This window comes from Neorhizobium turbinariae (genome assembly GCF_023223505.1).
GTDB lineage: Bacteria > Pseudomonadota > Alphaproteobacteria > Rhizobiales > Rhizobiaceae > Neorhizobium > Neorhizobium turbinariae.
Genome location: NZ_JALPRY010000017.1, coordinates 25,528 through 43,829, shown reverse-complemented (window position 1 = coordinate 43,829; position 18,302 = coordinate 25,528). Strand labels below are relative to the sequence as shown.

Below are 18,302 nucleotides of genomic sequence, written 5' to 3'. Positions count from 1 at the left end.
CGTCGCCTCAAGCCTTCAGCAATTCGCGGGCGATGATGATCTTCTGAACCTCGGTCGCACCCTCGTAGATGCGCAGCGCCCGGATTTCGCGGTAGAGGCTTTCGGTGATCTCACCGCTTTTCACGCCACGACCGCCGAAGATCTGCACCGCACGGTCGATGACCTGTTGTGCGTTCTCCGTCGCCACCATCTTCGCCATTGCGGCTTCCTTGGTGGTCGGCAGGCCCTGCACGTCCCGGCGCCAGGCTGCACGGTAGGTGAGCAACGCACCGGAATCGATGCCGGCCGCCATGTCGCCGAAGGCTGCCTGGGTCAGTTGCAGATCCGACAGATGGTTGCCGAACATCGGCCGCGCCTTGGCATAAGCGACCGCTTCATCGAGCGCCCGCTTGGCAAAACCGAGGGCTGCTGCGGCCACTGAGGCCCGGAAGATGTCAAGCGTACGCATGGCGATCTTGAAGCCTTCGCCGGGCGCGCCAAGCAGGCGCGATGCCGGAATGCGGCAGTTCTCGAAGCGGATTGTCGCCAGCGGATGCGGCGCGATCACGTCGATGCGTTCGGCTATCGAAAAGCCCGGGTCGTCGGCAAAAACGACAAAGGCGGAAATGCCGCGTGTGCCGGGTGCTTCGCCGGTGCGGACGAAAACCGTGTAGACGTCGGCAATGCCGCCGTTGGAAATCCAGGTCTTTTCACCGTCGAGGATGTAGTGATCGCCGTCCTTGCGGGCCGAGCAGGCCATCGCTGCAACATCTGAGCCGGCTTCCTTTTCCGACAGCGCAAAGGCCGAGATCCATTCGCCAGCCTGCACCTTCGGCAGTACGGCGCGACGCAGTTCTTCCGAACCGGAAAGCCCGATAGCGCCGGTGCCGAGGCCCTGCATGGCAAAGGCGAAATCCGCCAGGCCATCATGCCAGGCAAGCGTTTCGCGGGTCAGGCAGGCTGCACGGGAATCGATCGGCTGGGTGCCGCCGGCGCCGGTGGCTGCATCGAGCAGGCCCGCCTGGCCGAGCGCCTTGACGATGGCGCGGCAGGCGTTGTCGGTGTCCGAATGGTCGATGTTGCTCAGCGCACCCGAAGCCGCGAACGCGTCGAGTTTCTCAGCCAATGCCTTGTGGCTGTCATCGAAGAACGGCCAGTCGAGGAAGTCCCGGCTGGGTCCCTTGAGGTTGGTCGGAGCTGCCATCAGTTGCCCTCGAAAGTGGGCTTGCGCTTTTCCGCAAAAGCTTCGAATGCGCGACGGAAGTCCTTGGTCGCCATGCAGATTGCCTGGGCCTGCGCTTCCGACTCGATCATTTCGTCGATGCCCATCGCCCATTCCTGGTTGAGCATGGTCTTGGTCATCGTATGCGCAAACCAGGGGCCGTCAGCCAGCGAGTGTGCAAGCTTCTTGGCCTCGGCCTCGAGAACCTCGGCTGTGTGGATGGTGTTGAAGAAGCCCCAGGCCTCGCCTTCGCGCGCGTTCATCGTGCGGCCGGTGAACAGAAGTTCGGCAGCGCGGCCCTGGCCGATGATACGCGGAAGGATGCCGCAGGCGCCCATGTCCGCACCGGCAAGGCCAACACGGGTAAAGAGGAAAGCGGTTTTGGCTTCCGGCGTCGCCAGCCGGATATCGGATGCCATGGCGAGGATCGCACCGGCGCCAACGCAGATGCCGTCGACGGCGGCGACGATCGGCTGCGGGCACTTCTTCATCGCCTTGACCAGATCGCCAGTCATGCGGGTGAAGGCAAGCAGGTCCGGCATCGCCATGTGGGTCAGCGGCTCGATGATTTCGAAGACGTCGCCGCCGGACGAGAAGTTGCCGCCGGCACCGGTCAACACGACCGAACGCACGTCCGATGCATAGGCCAGGTCGCGGAAGAGGTCGCGCATCTCGGCATAGCTTTCAAATGTCAGCGGGTTCTTACGCTCGGGCCGGTTCAGGCGCAGCGTTGCCACACGGCCGTCTTCGCTCACGTCCCAGAGAAAGTGCTTCGGCTTGTAGTCCTTGAAAGGCCTCAGGTGCCCAGCCATGGAAGTCGGTTCTACGCTCATCCTGCCAATACCTCCCCACCGGCAACCGCAATTGCCTGTCCATTGATCGAAGCCGCTCCGGGCGATGCGAGCCACAGAACGGTGTCTGCCACTTCCTCTGGTTTCACCAGGCGTCCCTGCGGGTTGCTTTTGGTGAATTCCTTCATTGCCTGTTCTTCCGTCCGACCGGTCTTCGCGACGATCGTCTCGATCGATCGGGCGATCAGCGGCGTGTCGGTAAAGCCCGGGCAAACGGCATTGACGGTAATGCCGGTCTTTGCCAGTTCCAAGGCCAGCGACCGGGTAAGACCGATGACCCCATGCTTGGCGGCAACATAGGCCGAGACATAAGCGTAACCGGTCAGCCCCGCCGTCGAGGCGATGTTGATGATCCGGGCGCCGGCGCCGTACTCCTTGAGGTCGCCGAGCACTGCCTGGGTCACGAGGAACACGCCGGTGAGATCCACCGACATGACGCGGTTCCACATCTCGAGCGACGTCTTTTCAAATGGCGCGCTCGGGCCCTCACCGGCATTGTTGACGAGAATGTCGATCGGCCCGAAGCAGGCGCGGGCGCTCTTCAACCCGTTGGCGATCGCAATCCCGTCAGTGACGTCAAACCCGTCCGCGACGCAGACCCGGTCCTTGCCGAGCTTCGCCGCCAGTGCTTCCAGCGGTTCGGCGCGACGACCGGCCAGGGTGACGCGGGCGCCGGCTTCCACCAGTTGGGTGGCAATGGCAGCGCCGATACCGCTGCCTGCACCCGTTACCAGGGCATGCCGGTCTGCCAGCCGTGCGGCAATCGGTTCGCTCATCACTTGCCCCTATTTTGCTGCGACGGTCGGTCCCACAGCCGGGGGAGCCGCTGCTGCTGCCGCACGTGCGAGATTGGTCTCGTATTGCGACTTGCCAGAATAGTACTGCTTTGGCCACGGAATGTTCGTGAGGCCGATCTTGGCCGCTTCGTGCAGAACCCAGGCAGGATCGGCCAGATGCGGACGCGCGACGGCGCAGAGATCGGCGCGGCCGGCAGCGATGATGGAGTTCGCCTGGTCGGCTTCGGCGATCGCGCCAACCGCAATCGTCGGGATGCCGACTTCGTTGCGGATCTTGTCGGAGAACGGCGTCTGGAAGAGGCGGCCATATACCGGCTTTTCTTCCTTCCACACCTGACCCGACGAGCAGTCGATCACGTCGGCACCGGCTTCCTTGAACATGCGCGCGAAGATCGCGGCATCTTCCGGCGTATTGCCGCCTTCGAACCAGTCGTGGCACGACAGGCGCACCGAGATCGGCTTGTCTTCGGGCCAGACTTCGCGGATCGCCTTGAAGACTTCGAGCGGGTAACGGGCACGGTTCTCGTGGCTGCCGCCGTATTCGTCCGTACGCCGGTTGGTAAGCGGCGAGAGGAACGAGGACAGCAGGTAGCCGTGGGCGCAGTGCAGTTCCAGCCAGTCGGCGCCGGCCTCGGCGGCGTATTTCGCAGCGCGTACGTGGTCAGCCTTGACGCGGTCCATGTCGGCGCGGTCCATGGCCTTCGGAACCTGGCTGTTCTTCAGGTAGGGCAGGGCCGATGCGGAGATCAGCGGCCATCCACCTTCTTCGAGCGGCTGGTCGATGCCTTCCCAAGCGAGCTTGGTCGAGCCCTTGCGGCCTGCATGGCCGAGCTGGATGCCAACCTTGGCAGCCGAGTTGTTGTGAACGAAGTCAACGAACCGCTTCCAGGACGCCGCCTGCTCGTCATTCCACAGGCCAAGGCAGCCGGGGGTGATGCGGGCATCGGGCGAAACGCAGGTCATTTCCGCAAACACCAGTCCGGCGCCGCCGAGTGCGCGCGAGCCGAGATGGACGAGGTGGAAATCATCAAGCACGCCGTCCTTGGCCGAATACATGGCCATCGGCGACATGACGATGCGGTTCGGCAGGTGGCAGCCGCGGACCGAGTAGGGCGTGAACATCGGCGGCACGGTGCGCGCGTTCTCGGTTACCTCGATACCGTTCTGCTTGGCGAACCAGCGCTCGTAACCGTCGAGCCACTTCGGATCGCGCAGGCGCAGGTTCTCGTGGCTGATACGCTGCGAGCGGGTCAGCATGGAATACATGAACTGCTCGGGCGGCAGCGTATCGGCATAACGCTGGCCAACGACCTCGAACCATTCCATGGCGTTGCGGGCCGCATTCTGGATGCGGGCGACGTCGACGCGACGGATTTCCTCGTAGGTTTCGAGAACCGCGGGGATCTTGTCCTTCTGGTGGCCAAGCTTGTTGAACTGGTTGGTGAGCTCGATCGCGTCGTCGATCGCAAGCTTGGTGCCGGAACCGATCGCGAAATGGGCGGTATGAGCCGCGTCGCCCATCAACACGACATGCGAGTTGCCATTGAAGTGGCTCCACTTGCCGCAGATGAGACGGTTGAAGTTCAGCCAGGCGCTGCCACGCAGGTGGCGCGCATTGGTCATCAGTTCAGCGCCCTCGAGCACTTCAGAGAAGAGGTTCTGGCAGAAGTCGATGGAGTCCTGCTGGTCCATCTGGCCAAGCCCGTGCTTCTCGTAGGCTTCTTCCGTGGTCTCGACGATGAAGGTCGAGGTGTTTTCGTCGAACTTGTAGATATGCGCCTGGAACCAGCCGTGGTCGGTCTTGCGGAAATCGAAGGTGAAGGCATCGAACAGCTTGTTGGTGCCGAGCCAGATGTAGCGGTTCGGACGGACGAGCAGGTCGGGCTCGAACACGTCCGTGTAGCGGTTGCGGATCTTGGAGTTGAAGCCGTCCGAAGCAATGATGAGGTCTGCGTCCGGATAATCGACGTCGCCGTTCGACTCCGTCTCGAACACCAGCTCGACGCCAAGCTGCTCGCAGCGGCGCTGCAGGATGTTGAGGAGCTTCTTGCGGCCGATGCCGACGAAGCCGTGGCCGGAGGTGCGCTGGCGGGTGCCCTTGAAGAGCAGCTCGATATCGTCCCAGTGGTTGAACGCGTCTTCGATCTCGGCGGCGCTTTCCGGATCCCATGCGCGCATGGACACCATGGTCGCATCAGAGAACACCACGCCCCAGCCGAACGTGTCGTATGGCTTGTTGCGTTCCACGACGGAGATGGAGTGCTCCGGGTGGAACTTCTTCATCAGGAGTGCAAAATAGAGACCTGCTGGACCACCACCAACACAGACGATGCGCATATCCGAAATCCTCCTGAACGCCTAATCGATCGTTATTTTAAGTTTAAACTATATGGGCCGAAAGCGAGGCGTCAAGCGATAAATCAAAAGCCGCGTGGCGGCCGTCGCGTCGAAAGCGCCCTCCCGTTCCCGTTGTGATCGCTTAACAAGCCAAGGCTTGGGCGTCGAGCCGGCTTGGTCTTGCCTGAGCTGCCGTCATGCGGAGCGAATGTGCGCGCAATAAGCATGCAAATGCATATAAATTGGCGGTTGATGCAAAAATCGTCATGATTCTGCAGCGTTGGCATTGCGAAGGCTGCGCTTTGGTTTGACAGCTTTCCGATCAGGAAATATGATTTTGCAAGTTTTCTGGGATGCAGAGGGAAAGTCATGGCTGAACGGTCATTCGCGCGGGAAGTCGAGGATCTGAAGCTTGGGGAAGGCGAGATCTTCCGCGGGGAAGGTATCCTTGCAATTACCAAGGCCCTTCTTCAGTCGGGCGTTTCCTATGTCGGCGGCTACCAGGGTTCGCCGATCTCGCATCTGATGGACGTGCTAGCTGACGCCAAGGACATCATGGAGGATCTCGGCGTTCATTTCGAGACGTCTGCATCCGAAGCAGCTGCCGCGGCCATGTTGTCCGCCTCCGTCATGTATCCGGTGCGCGGTGCCGTGACCTGGAAGTCGACCGCCGGCACCAACGTGGCGTCCGACGCGCTTTCCAACCTTTCCTCTGGTGGCGTCAATGGCGGCGCGCTCATCATCCTCGGTGAAGACTTCGGCGAAGGTTCATCGATCATGCAGGAGCGCAGCCACGCCTTTGCGATGAAGTCGCAGATGTGGCTCCTCGATCCGCGCCCGAACCTGCCGTCGATGGTCCAGGCCGTCGAAGATGGATTTGAACTGTCGGAGGCGTCGTCCACGCCGGTCATGCTGCAGGTCCGCATCCGCGCCTGTCACGTGCATGGCCAGTTCGTCGCCAAGGACAACAAGCGTCCGGACTTCACCTTGAAGCAGGCGCTCGAGAACCCGGTCCGCGACGTCAACCGCATCGTGCTTCCGCCTGCCAACTTCATGCAGGACAAGGACAAGATCGAGCGCCGCTGGCCGGCCGCCGTCAACTTCATCAAGGAGCGCAAGCTCAACGAGTTCTTCGGTCCGAAGGAAGGCGAGATCGGCATCATCACGCTCGGCGGCCACTACAACGGCGTCATGCGCGCGCTGCAGCAGATGGGCCTCGCCGACGTTTACGGCAATTCGCTCGTGCCGATCTACGTGATGAACGTCGCCTATCCGACCATCGATGACGAAGTCGTCGAGTTCTGCCTTGGCAAGAAGGCGGTGATCATGGTCGAAGAAGGCGCGCCGGAATATGTGGAGCAGACGCTTCACACGCTGATGCGTCGCCGTGACATCCAGACCAAGCTGCACGGCAAGGACATGCTGCCGCTGGGTGGCGAATATACCGCACCGGTGATGCTGAAGGGTCTGAAGACCTTCGTCGAAACCTATGATCGCCTGCTGCTCGGCAACCAGCCGCCGGTGCCGGATCCGACGCCGATCCTCAACGATCCGAAGGTCAAGGCGCTGGCCGACGTCGTGCCGGCCCGTCCGGCAGGTTTCTGCACCGGCTGTCCGGAGCGGCCGATCTTTGCGGCCATGAAACTCGTCGAAAAGGAACTCGGCCCGCATCACGTGTCGGCTGACATCGGCTGCCACCTGTTCTCGATCCTTCCGCCCTTCAATATCGGCGGCACCACGATGGGCTACGGTCTCGGCCCCGCCTCGGCCTCTGCCTTCAACGTCGAGGCGGACAAGCGTTCGATCTCGGTAATGGGTGACGGCGGCTTCTGGCACAATGGTCTTGCGACCTCGGTGGGCAACGCGGTCTTCAACAAGCAGGACGGCGTCATCCTCGTCGTCGACAACTATTATTCGGCGGCGACCGGCGGCCAGGACATCATGTCTTCGCGCGCCATCAACCCGAACCGCAAGACGAACAACTCCATCGTCAACGCGGTGAAGGGCATCGGTGCGACTTGGGTACGCCAGATCGACCGCACCTATGATGTCGCCAAGATGCGTGACACGCTGAAGGAAGCGCTGACGACGGATGAGAAGGGGCCGAAGATCATCGTCGCCTCCTCCGAATGCATGCTGAACAAGCAGCGTCGTGTGAAGCCGCAGTTCAACAAGGCGGTGAAGGACGGCAAGCGGATGGTCAAGGAGCGCTTCGGCGTGGACGAAGACGTCTGCACCGGCGATCACGCCTGCATTCGTCTCTCCGGCTGCCCGTCGCTGTCAGTCAAGCATACCGATGATCCCCTGAAGGATGATCCGGTCGCGGCGATCGACAACAGCTGCGTCGGTTGCGGCAATTGCGGTGAAGTCTCTGAGGCCGCCGTTCTCTGTCCGTCCTTCTATCGCGCCGATGTGATCCACAACCCGACCCGTTGGGACAGCTTCGTTTCGAAGATGCGCAACAAGGTCATCGGCTGGCTGCAGGCGCGCCGCTCTGCCGGTCGTATCGTATTCGCAGACTGAGGGTTTTGAAGATGAACGAGATGGTAAACCCGAAGTCCCTGCTGGCAATCGACAAACCGCTGACCATCGCGATCCTCGCCATGGGTGGCCAGGGCGGCGGCGTGCTGGCGGACTGGATCGTGGGTCTTGCGGAAGAGCAGGGCTGGATGGCCCAGTCGACGTCTGTTCCAGGTGTCGCGCAACGCACCGGGGCAACGATCTATTATATCGAGATGCTGCCGGCGCGCGATGGCGTGGCGCCGATCTTCTCCCTGATGCCAACGCCGGGCGACGTGGATATCGTGCTGGCATCCGAACTGATGGAAGCCGGACGCTCGGTGCTGCGCGGTCTGGTCACACCGGACAAGACGGTGCTGATTGCCTCCACGCATCGCTCCTTCGCGGTCGGCGAAAAGGAAAAGCCGGGCGACGGCATCGGTGATCCGACCGTGGTGGTCGGTGCGACAGACTTCGCAGCCAAACGCACGATCGCCTTCGACATGGACAGCCTCGCCACCAAGAACGGCAGCGTCATCTCCTCATCGATGTTCGGTGCGCTCGCTGCGGCCGACGTCTTACCCTTCGCGAAGGAAGCCTTCGAGGCGACCATTCGTGGTGGCGGCAAGGGCGTGGAGCCCAGCCTTCGTGCCTTCAACGCCGCTTACGAGCGTGCCAAAGCCAAGCCACGCGATCAGATCAGTGCCTCGCCGGCAAAGCGCTTTGATGCGATGCCCGAAACGGCTGGCCATCCGCAGCTTGACCGCCTCGTTCACCGGCTTCGCGCAGAGTTTCCGGAAGTGGCTTGGCCGCTGCTGTTTGCCGGCGTGAAGAAACTGACGGATTTCCAGGATCCGGCCTATGCGGAGGAATATCTTGATCGCGTCGGCCAGCTCCACAAGCTCGACCGTGCCAATGGTGGCCAAGAGAAGGATTTTGCCTTCACCGTCCAGTCCGCAAAGTATGTTGCGGTCGCCATGGCCTATGACGATGTCATTCGGGTTGCCGACCTCAAGACCCGCGGCAGCCGTTTCGAGCGGGTGCGCAAGGAAGTCGGGGTCAAGCCTGACCAGATCCTCTACATGACCGAATACATGCACCCGCGCATGGAAGAGATCTGCGGCACAATGCCGAAGAAGCTCGGCCTGTGGATCGAGGAACGCCCCAAGCTGTTCGCCTGGCTTGACCGCCGGGTCAACAAGGGCCGCCGCGTCAAGACCGGCACGCTCTCCTGGTTCCTGACGCTTTATACGCTTGCCGCATTCCGCCGGATTCGTCGCAGCACCTTGCGCCATGCGCGCGAGACCGAACATCGCGAAGCCTGGCTCAGCGCAGCAACGTCGCTCATTTCGCGCAACTATGATCTCGCCGTTGAAGTCATCAACAACCGGCGCCTGGTGAAGGGTTATTCCGATACCCACGCCCGCGGTCTTTCCAAATTCGATCGCGTCATGTCGGCACTTCAGACCTTGTCGAACCGCGAAGACGGTGCCGCGTGGATGAAGCGGCTGCGCCAGGCGGCCCTGCTTGACGAGGGTGGCATCGCGCTCGACGGCGCATTGAAGACCGTCGCCACGCTCTGAGGAGCGTGGACGACATTGCCTGGAACAGCGCGGGTTCGCTCTAGATCTCGTGCTTGCGGATGTTCAGGAGGATCTTGTGGAGTGTCGCGGTGAAGACGCGATACTCCTCCTCGTCGATGCCGTCGAACATCCGCATGAATGAATCGTACATCGTCGGCCAGAAGCTCGCGAAGGCTTCGCGCCCCGCTTCGGTGATCGTCACGTCGCGAATGCGCATGTCTTCAGGCCGTGGCGTGCGGCGGATGTATCCCTGATCCTCAAGCGAATCCAGGGTGCGGCTCATCGTCGACTGCTCGATGACAGAGAACACAGAGAGCTCGTTGATGGTGAGCGACGAAGAGACGCTCAGCACCGCGAGCGTGCGCATCTTGGCCGTGGACAGGTCGTATTCGCGCAGTTCCTCCGACATGTTGGAGTTCCAGCGCGCCACGACGCGGTTCATCAGGTAAGGCGCGAAATGGTTGAGACCGATTTCTCCCATCGTAGGGGGAGGCAACGCGTTTCCGTCAGGATCCCTTCGCAGCACCACACCTGAAAACCGTTCTGCCATGAGCCCTCGTTTTGATCAGCCGATTGTCGTCATCGAAGCGATGAAGCGAGCAGGAAGCCGGAGCCGCCCGCAAGTCCAGGTCCCGGATGGGTTGAAGCCCCGATGTGGTACAGCCCCTGTATGTGGGTGCGGTGGTTAACAGACGATTTGAACGGCCGCCAGAGGAAAAACTGGTCGATGCCACAGAAGCCGCCGTAAGGATCACCGCCGACGAGGTTCATGTTCATGCATTCAAGGTTGGCCGGCGAATAACAGCGGCGCGACAGCTTGATCTCATGGAAGTTCTCGATGTGGCGCGCCAGCATGGCCTCGATGCGATCGGCGTAGCGTTCGCGCAAGTCTTCGGTCCAGCGCCCATCGGCCGGCGTCTCGATCTCTCCGGCAGCGTCACCCTTGATGAAACGTGGCGTTTCCGGAAGCTGCAGCCACAGCACGGAGGCACCTTCCGGTGCGCGGGACGGGTCAAAGCTCGCAGGCTGGCCGACGCAGACGGTCGGTTCGGCGGGCAGCAGGCCGCGCTCGCATTCATTTGTAGCGCGAGATACGCCATCGAGCCCCGGCGTCAGGTGCAGCAGCGCGACCTTGGCGAGATCCGGATCGCCTTTCCAGCGCGGCTGGCCCGATAGCGCATAGTGGATCTGCATGTTGCCCTTGCCGTAGCGGTAGCGGGCAACGCTTGAGGTCACCTCTTCCGGGAGAGGCTGCGGCCATTCCTGCAGGAGGCGCTCGTAGATCTGGTTCGGGGTCATGGAAGCGATCACGCCGGCGCGGGCATAGATCGTCTCGCCGGACATCAACCGCACGCCGCGGGCGCTGTTGTCGGCGCCGGGCATGATGCGTTCGACATCGCTATGGGTGCGCAGCACCCCGCCCTGGTCGGTGATCAGCTTCTCGAAGGCCTTGACGAGGTTCGCCGCGCCGCCCTTGACGATCGGGCAACCCGCCATTTCGACGGCAAAGCCGATGACCTTTACCATCTCGGCGGAATAGGCGCTTTCGGGTGACAACCCGCAATGCAGGACCCATGGTGCCCATAGGGCTTGTATCGCCTCGGAGCGATAGGTTGTTTCCAGATAGCCCCGCGCGGGAACAAGCGCGTCGCCAAACCAGGCGGCCAACTGCCGCAATCCCTTGCTCCAGCCCTGGCGCGCCACGGTCTTCAGCGTCGCGCCGGACCACAGTGCGCCACCCAGCAGCGAGAACAGGAAGGCGGCATCGGCGCCAAGCAGGTTCATCTCGCGGTCGAATGTCGTACCGTCGCCTTCCGACAGCGCCTCGAAGGTCGCGATATTCTTCTGGCGGTCCTTGGAAAGGATGACGGAGGAACCGTCCGGCCTCAAAACGCCCGTGGGGAGGTCGGCATGTGCGAACTCAAGCCCGCGCGCTTCGAGATCCTTTGCAAGCGCGCCATAAGCGGGAGAGGTGAGGAACAACACCATGGTCGTCGCCATGACGTCATGCACGAAGCCCGGCTCGGTGACCTCTTCGGTGCGAAGACAGCCGCCCAGCTGGGCGTTGCGCTCGAGAACAAGAACCTTCTTGTTCTTCTTGCCGAGCATCGCCGCGGCGACCAGCGCGTTGATGCCGCTGCCGACAATGATGTAGTCGAACTCTGCCATCTCCGGCCTCTCCAGGTCTTACGGGAAAGCCGGGCCGTTGGCGGCCCGGCTCCCATTCATCAGCCGGCGATCAAAGCCAGGGCGCGAACGGGCGAACCGGTGCCCTTGACGATCTTGAGCGGAGCGGCGATCAGCACGGCGCCCTTCGGCGGCAGCTGGTCGAGGTTGGAGAGCGATGCGAGGCCGTACTTGCCGGCGCCGTGCATCAGGTTGTGCGCCGGGAAGGGCGGGTTCATGCCACCGGCCGAACCGGCATCGGTGCCCACCGTTTCCTGGCCCCAGCCGATGATGCCCTTGGAAAGCAGGTACTGGATGGCTTCGGCCGTCGGACCAGGTGAATGCGGGCCGTTTTCGTCAGCGTTCAGGAAGGTCTCGGTGGAGCCGTTGCGCTTGTACCAGTCGGAGCGCATCAGCACCCAGCTGCCGGCTTCGATCTCGCCGTGCTCGGCTTCCCATTCCTTGATGCTTTCCACCGTCAGCAGGTAGTCCGGATCGGCTGCTGCTTCCTTCGAGCGGTCGATGACGTTGACCGGCGCCACGAAGTTCTGAGGCGGAATGGTGTCGGTGGTGTTGTTCGGGTTGTCCTTGCCGGTGATCCAGTGGCACGGCGCGTCGAAATGCGTACCGGTGTGCTCGCCGAGCTCCAGCCAATTCCAGGCCCAGAACGGACCGTCTTCGTTGTATTCTGAAATGGTGTGGACGGCGACCTTCGGCGTGTTCTTGCCGAACTGCGGCGGCAGGTACAGAACCGGCGTGTCGGGACCGAGCGGAGCGGTCAGGTCGACAACCTTGACGGAGCCGGAAACGAGCGCGGAAGCGAGACTGGAAAGAGTGCTGGAAGACATGTGCCGGGTTCCCCTTGAATGGCCGGTTAGGTGATGCAGTCGACCGCAGCTTCTGATGGCCGGCGGTCGTCCGTGATCAAAAACCTATTTCAGAAAATATGACGATGCAAGCAATCGAAATGCGCTTTCGGTTCGGCAACCCGCTGCTTCTAAAAGTTAATTCGAACCAGCCACTTGCGCGGCTTTCCAGTCCTTGCAACCAGAAGCTACAGGCACAGCTGACCATCGCCCCGGCGCCCGAGGTTGGGCGCCGTTTTCGCTGCGAAATATGCAGATGAATAGGTTGTCGGCAGTGGTGCCGAAGCGGCCGGCCTTGGCGTTACCGCTTCTTTTCCTTGCTGAACTTCTTTTCCAGCATGCTCACCAGACGCACCATCGGCCAGAGGAAGGCGATGTAGATCAGAGCGGCGCCAATCAACGGCGTCGGGTTGGCGTAAAGCGCCTGGGCATCGAGACCTTCCTTCATCAGTTCCGCAAGCGCGACGGTGGAGGCAAGCGATGTGTCCTTGAACATCGACACGCAGTTGTTGGTGGTCGGTGGAATGACCAGCCGGACCGCCTGCGGCAGCACGACCTTGTGAAGGGTGGTGATGAAGGAAAGTCCGAGGGCGGCCGCTGCTTCGAACTGTCCGCGCGGGATGCTCTCGATGCCGGAGCGGAATACCTCGGCCATATAGGCGGCCATCACGATCGTGAAGGCGAGGATGGCGCAGGCCCAGGATGAAAGCCGGATGCCGACGAAAGGCAGGGCGAAATAGATGATCATCAGCACCACCAGCATGGGGGTGGCGCGCAGGATGTCGATGTAGAAGACGGCGGCGTAGCGGAAGGGCTTCGGAGCATAGAGGCGGATAAGACCGATCAACAGGCCAAGCGGGATGCCAAGGCCAATGCCGGCAATGCCAAGCAGGAAGGTGTTGATCAGGCCGCGCAGGAGCGCCGGAAAGGCCTCTCCCAGAACCTCAATGTTAAAAAATGTCTCGAGCAGGGTCATTGCGAAGCTTCTCTATGCCAATGAAAATGCCGGCCATTACCGGCCGGCACGCATTTTTGCATCCAGGATGGGCCAGAACCTTACGGCTTCGGCATCGGCATTTCGACGGCAGAGGCCGAACCTTCAGCCGGCTCGCTGCCGAACCACTTCTTGTGGATTTCAGCAAGCGTGCCGTCCTTCTTCATGGCGGTGAGAGCTTCGTTTGCCTTCTCCAGCAGCGGATGGTCCTTGGTCATCATCAGGCCGTACTGCTCGCCGGTCTTGATGCGAACCTTGACGGCAAGATCCTTCATCTTGAGGAAGGAATATTCCATGCCCGGAACGTCGCTGACGGCGGCGTCAGCGCGCCCGGCGGACAGGTCCATCAGCATGTCCTGCTGGGCGTTGTAGCTCTTGATTTCGCTGATGCCGAGCTTGTCCTTGTTTTCCCTCGACCACTTGTCACCGGTGGACCCGGCCAGCACGCCAACGATCTTGCCGTTCAGGTCGTCGATCTTGGAGATCTCGACTTCCTTGCGCGTCGCAATGCCCATGTCGGAGTCATAATAGGGCTGCGTGAAGGACTGGCTGCCCATGCGCTCCTTGGTGATGGTGATCGAGGAGATCGCGACATCGATGCGCTTGGAGGCTGTCGCAGCGAAAAGTGCCTGGAAGCCAAGGTCGGAGATCTCGACCGTCATGCCGAGGCGCTTGGCCACTTCATTGACGATATCCACTTCGAAACCTTCGAAGGTACCGCTGGAGGTCTTGTATTCAAAAGGCGGGTTGCTCGGGTAGGAGCCGACCACTAGCGCTGCGGCCGAGGCCGAAGCGGCGCCTGCGAGCGAAAGGACGGCGGCGCCTGCAAGGCCCAGCAATGTGCGGCGGCAAACGGTCGTGAACATGATTCTCTGTTTCCCTCTGTTTGGTCAGCCTGCCGAAGCGGCGGGGCTGCAGGTCTTTTAATTTTCCGGGTTATCTCGCTTTGGTGCCTCGGCTTTCGCCGATCCACCGCATCCTCCCGTAGCGTGGATCGTGATGGAAAATCAGGCGAGATTCAAGAGGCCAAGTTTTAGGGTTCAAAGAAATTGTTGGGGCGGTTCAAGCGCTTGATGTTACTGAACTTTCAGTTTGTGATCCGGCGCTCTGACGGAGCCGGGATGCGTGACATTTCCTCTAACCTCCCCAGGTAATTGCGCAATTGATCAAGATGCCTATATTAGCGACATGGGCTGGCATGCCCTTCCACTTCGCGTTTAGCGAGTGGCCGCCACATAATGATCGCGCTTGATGAATAGTCGCTCTTGTGCGAGGCGTGGTCAAAATCTGAGGGAGATAAGAGGGCAGAATGGCGGGCAGCAAGCTTCTCAAGGTCACGTCACGGGTAACGGTGCAGGACTCCATTTACGAGCAGTTGCGCAACGCGCTGATGTGGGGCTCGTTCGCTCCGGCCCAGGCAATCACCATTTCCTCGCTGGCGACCGAGTTTGGCACGAGCCACATGCCGGTGCGCGAGGCCTTGCGTCGGCTGGCGGCCGAAAACGGTCTCGAGATCGGGCATAATGGCTCGGCGCGCGTTCCCTCCGTATCGCGCAGCCGCCTGGATGATCTTTGCCAGGCGCGCACCGTGCTCGAAGGGCTTGCCACGGAACTTGCTGCCGCCAACATGACCGATGAGGACATTGATCGTTCCGAACAGCTTGCCCGAGAGCATGAGGAAACCGGTAAGGCTGGCGATGTCTATGGCATGCTGCGCAAGAACCAGGAGTTTCACTTCGGCATCTACGAGAAGTCCGGTTCGCAAGTCCTGCCGCAGCATATCGAAATGCTGTGGCTGCGGTTCGGCCCCTACATGCGCATGCTGACGAACTATGTGGCCGCGGAGTTCGACAAGGGAATGGTGCACCCGTTCTCGTCCTACCACTACCAGATCATCGAGGCTCTGCGGGCCCGCAACGGCGTGGCAGCGCGTGAAATGATGGTGGGCGATATCCTGGCGACCCAGGTGCAGTTGCGGGACATGTGCCCCGAATAAGCCGGGCAAGCAGGTCCCGTCGTGCCGCTCACGCCAGCGTCATCCATTCGTGATGCGGCTACTTGAGTTTTCCAGGACACAGCGCTAAATCTCGCGTCACCAGGACCGGGCCCCTCTGGCAGTTCACCTGAACTGTGATGTCGGACTGGATGTTTTTGTCCAACTTGGGTGCCTGGTGTTCGCGGAAATCACGACACGACGCTAATTTTCAGACCTGCGGCAGTTGAACCTGCCGCTTCGAGGTCTAGTTCGTCACCGTTCGCAGCATAGGTCACTCTCGCTTTTCGATTGGGTGCCAAATGATGGATTTTCTAACGGCGGAGGCATTAGCTGCCCTCGCGCAGGTGATCATGATCGACCTTGTGCTCGCCGGTGACAACGCGATTGTCATCGGTCTGGCTGCGGCCGGTCTTCCAAAGGAAGTGCGTGCAAAGGCGATCCTCGTCGGGATCATCGCCGCAACTGTTCTGCGTATTCTATTCGCTGCCATAACCCAGCAACTGCTCGCGCTTGGCGGCATGGTGCTGATCGCGGGCGGTATCCTCCTGCTTTACGTCTCCTGGAAGATGTGGCGCGAGCTTCGCACTCCTCATCAGCAGGAAGAAGAAGCCACCGAAGCACTGGAAAATGCCGACCTCAACAAGGACGGCACGGTTGCCGGTGGTGCGCCGAGAAAGACGTTTGCCCAGGCTGCCTGGCAGATCGTCATCGCGGACGTCTCGATGTCGCTCGACAACGTGCTCGCCGTCGCCGGTGCAGCGGGTCACCATCAATGGGTGCTGATCGTCGGCCTCGGTCTTTCGATCGCCCTGATGGGCCTTGCGGCAAGCTTCATCGCTCGCCTGCTCAACAAGCATCGCTGGATCGCTTATGTCGGTCTGCTCATTATCCTCTACGTGGCGCTCGAAATGGTGTTCAATGGCGCCAATGCCATCTGGCCCGGGTCGATGGACTGGATTCCGTTTATCGGGGGCGCCGAGGCCCCGGCTTCCGCTCCTGCGGCTCCAGCACCGGCAGCGCCTGCCCCGGCACCGGGCGGCTGACGGCTGACGGCAAGCCACATCGACTTTCAAAAAGGGGTGCAGCTTCCGGCTGCGCCCCTTTTTCTTTTGTCGCTGAACATCGTCCATTCAACCAAAACTTATGAGGCGGCAGGAGATCCTATTCGTCCGGACTAATATCTGCTTTTATGTTTTCCTGCAGATCTCGGGCCCTGTGCCCGCTGCGGTCGAGGGAGGTCGACCGCGGTTTTCGAGGAGGCGGTGCCCGCCTGGGGCGCCAAGCGTGGAGTCTGGATATTTTGACAGAGCATTGCTTTGACGTGGCCCATCTGGGCCATGTGGAGATATTGACCAACAAGTTCGACGAGAGCCTCGACTTCTTCACGCGCGTTTACGGGCTGAAGATCAGCGGTCGAGACGAGAATTCCACCTACCTGCGTGCCTGGGACGACTACGAATTCCACACGCTGAAGCTGACGCGTTCGGACACGACCGGCGTTGCCCATATCGGCTACCGGGTCTCTTCGCCGGAAGCGCTGGAGCGTCGGGTGAAGGCGATCGAGGCGAGCCGGTTCAAGACGATTGGTTGGGTTGAGGGCGACCTCGGCCACGGGCGCGCGTTCCGTTTCGAGGACCCCTTCGGCCATGTCTTCGAGATCTACTGGGAAACCAACCGTTACCAGCCCGATGCTGCCGACAAGCCGGCGCTCAAGAACATGTCGAGCCGTTTCCACGCCCAGGGTGCAAGCCCGCGGCGTCTCGACCACCTGAACCTGCTGGCGGCCGACGTCACGGAGTTCCGCGAGTTCATGGTCACCTGTCTCGGCTCCCGCGTCACCGAGCAGATCCAGCTCGACAACGGGCGCCTCGGTGGCTGCTGGTTCACCGTCAACAACAAGACTTATGACCTTGCCTGCACGGAAGAGCATGGCGGCGGTTTTGCCCGCTTCCACCACATCACCTATGCGACCGACCAGCGCGAAGACATTCTGCGGGCGGCCGATATCTTCCTCGAAAACGGTGTTCATATCGAAACCGGGCCGCACAAGCATGCGATCCAGGGCACCTTCTTCCTTTACGTATGGGAGCCAGCTGGAAACCGCGTGGAGCTCGCCAATTCAGGTGCGCGCCTCATTCTCGCGCCGGACTGGGAGCCTGTCACCTGGACCGAGACCGAGCGCAAGAAGGGCCAGGCCTGGGGGCTGAAGACCATCGAAACATTCCATACGCATGGCACGCCCCCGGTCGTGCACAAATAACAGGATACGAGGCTAAGCATGGCAAAGACAGCATTGGTCATCAGCGCCCATTCGGCGGATTTCGTCTGGCGTTGCGGTGGCGCGATCGCGCTGCATGAGGAGAAGGGCTACGAGGTTACCGTCGTCTGCCTTTCTTATGGTGAGCGCGGCGAAAGCGCCAAGCTCTGGAAGAATCCCGGCATGACGCTGGAGAAGGTCAAGTCGGAGCGTCGGCGGGAAGCCGAAAACGCAGCAAAGGCGCTTGGCGTCACCGACATCCAGTTCTTCGACCTCGGCGATTATCCGTTGATCGTCGACCAGGACGCGAAGTTCAAGCTGGTCGACGTGATCCGCAAGGTGCAGCCCGAATTCATGCTGTCGCACTCCAAGTGGGACCCGTACAACACGGACCATATGTATGCGACTCAGGTGGCGCTTGATGCACGCATGATCGCCCAGGCCTGGGGCCACAATCCGGGCGAAAAGGTGCTCGGCGCGCCGCAGCTTTACCTGTTCGAGCCGCACCAGACCGAGCAGATGGAATGGAAGCCGGACGTCTTCCTGGACATCTCGCCCGTTTGGGAAAAGAAGTGGGCCGCCATCCAGTGCATGGAAGGTCAGGAGCACCTCTGGCACTATTACAAGAACGTCGCCGAAAACCGCGGCAACCATTTCATGCGCAATTCCGGCGGCCAGTCGGGCGGGCGCAAGTCCACCCATGCGGAAGGTTTCCAGTCAGTCTTCCCGCGCACGGTCGACGAATTGTAAGCGGG

General features: G+C 61.3%; 15 protein-coding genes. 6 read left to right on the top strand and 9 right to left on the bottom strand.

Going from position 1 to position 18,302, the window contains the following annotated elements:
• Positions 1-7: 7 nt before the first annotated feature.
• From M0654_RS15800 to M0654_RS15785, 4 genes are read right to left on the bottom strand one after another with little or no spacing between them, the layout of a single operon-like run.
• A complete protein-coding gene (locus M0654_RS15800) occupies positions 8-1,183 on the bottom strand; it encodes an acyl-CoA dehydrogenase family protein (RefSeq protein ID WP_248683939.1) in 1,176 nt (391 codons plus the stop codon).
• Positions 1,183-2,034, bottom strand: coding sequence for an enoyl-CoA hydratase family protein (locus M0654_RS15795; protein WP_248683938.1), 852 nt, complete (start codon positions 2,032-2,034; stop codon positions 1,183-1,185). The genes M0654_RS15800 and M0654_RS15795 overlap by 1 nt, the downstream gene beginning before the upstream one ends.
• A complete protein-coding gene (locus tag M0654_RS15790; RefSeq protein ID WP_248683937.1) occupies positions 2,031-2,828 on the bottom strand; it encodes an SDR family NAD(P)-dependent oxidoreductase in 798 nt (265 codons plus the stop codon). The genes M0654_RS15795 and M0654_RS15790 overlap by 4 nt, the downstream gene beginning before the upstream one ends.
• A gap of 9 nt (positions 2,829-2,837) precedes the next feature.
• The gene (locus M0654_RS15785) at positions 2,838-5,186 is read right to left on the bottom strand and encodes a bifunctional salicylyl-CoA 5-hydroxylase/oxidoreductase (RefSeq protein WP_248683936.1); all 2,349 of its coding nucleotides are present in this window, start codon (positions 5,184-5,186) and stop codon (positions 2,838-2,840) included.
• A 369-nt stretch (positions 5,187-5,555) separates the two neighbouring features.
• Here M0654_RS15785 and M0654_RS15780 point away from each other — a divergent pair, with 369 nt between their 5' ends.
• Together M0654_RS15780 and M0654_RS15775 are read left to right on the top strand one after the other, a co-directional pair.
• Positions 5,556-7,709 (top strand): indolepyruvate ferredoxin oxidoreductase subunit alpha, encoded by a 2,154-nt coding sequence (locus M0654_RS15780; RefSeq protein ID WP_248683935.1) that lies wholly within the window; start codon positions 5,556-5,558, stop codon positions 7,707-7,709.
• A gap of 11 nt (positions 7,710-7,720) precedes the next feature.
• Positions 7,721-9,268 (top strand): indolepyruvate oxidoreductase subunit beta family protein, encoded by a 1,548-nt coding sequence (locus tag M0654_RS15775; protein WP_248683934.1) that lies wholly within the window; start codon positions 7,721-7,723, stop codon positions 9,266-9,268.
• 40 nt (positions 9,269-9,308) lie between these two features.
• Here the strand turns inward: M0654_RS15775 and M0654_RS15770 are convergent, their stop codons facing one another.
• From M0654_RS15770 to M0654_RS15750, 5 genes are all read right to left on the bottom strand, one after another.
• On the bottom strand, positions 9,309-9,818 hold the full coding sequence (locus M0654_RS15770; RefSeq protein WP_248683933.1) for a MarR family winged helix-turn-helix transcriptional regulator: 510 nt from the start codon (positions 9,816-9,818) through the stop codon (positions 9,309-9,311).
• Between the two features lie 29 nt (positions 9,819-9,847).
• The gene (locus M0654_RS15765; RefSeq protein ID WP_248683932.1) at positions 9,848-11,437 is read right to left on the bottom strand and encodes a phytoene desaturase family protein; all 1,590 of its coding nucleotides are present in this window, start codon (positions 11,435-11,437) and stop codon (positions 9,848-9,850) included.
• A 59-nt stretch (positions 11,438-11,496) separates the two neighbouring features.
• The gene (locus M0654_RS15760; protein ID WP_118851010.1) at positions 11,497-12,282 is read right to left on the bottom strand and encodes a cyclase family protein; all 786 of its coding nucleotides are present in this window, start codon (positions 12,280-12,282) and stop codon (positions 11,497-11,499) included.
• 319 nt (positions 12,283-12,601) lie between these two features.
• Entirely contained in the window at positions 12,602-13,276 is a 675-nt protein-coding gene (locus M0654_RS15755) for an amino acid ABC transporter permease (protein WP_248683931.1), read from the bottom strand.
• Positions 13,277-13,356: 80 nt separating this feature from the next.
• Positions 13,357-14,160, bottom strand: coding sequence for an ABC transporter substrate-binding protein (locus M0654_RS15750; protein WP_248683930.1), 804 nt, complete (start codon positions 14,158-14,160; stop codon positions 13,357-13,359).
• A 443-nt stretch (positions 14,161-14,603) separates the two neighbouring features.
• On the opposite strand from M0654_RS15750, the gene M0654_RS15745 reads away from it, so the two are divergent.
• The 4 genes from M0654_RS15745 (at position 14,604) to M0654_RS15730 (ending at position 18,297) form a co-directional block, all read left to right on the top strand.
• Entirely contained in the window at positions 14,604-15,290 is a 687-nt protein-coding gene (locus M0654_RS15745; protein WP_248683929.1) for a GntR family transcriptional regulator, read from the top strand.
• A gap of 299 nt (positions 15,291-15,589) precedes the next feature.
• Positions 15,590-16,333, top strand: coding sequence for a TerC family protein (locus M0654_RS15740; RefSeq protein ID WP_118851006.1), 744 nt, complete (start codon positions 15,590-15,592; stop codon positions 16,331-16,333).
• A 257-nt stretch (positions 16,334-16,590) separates the two neighbouring features.
• Positions 16,591-17,550 carry a VOC family protein gene (locus tag M0654_RS15735; RefSeq protein ID WP_248683928.1) on the top strand — a complete coding sequence of 320 codons (960 nt, stop codon included), beginning with the start codon at positions 16,591-16,593 and terminating at the stop codon, positions 17,548-17,550.
• A gap of 18 nt (positions 17,551-17,568) precedes the next feature.
• Positions 17,569-18,297, top strand: a complete 729-nt coding sequence (locus M0654_RS15730; RefSeq protein WP_248683927.1) for a PIG-L deacetylase family protein — start codon at positions 17,569-17,571, stop codon at positions 18,295-18,297.
• The last annotated feature ends 5 nt before the right edge of the window (positions 18,298-18,302 follow it).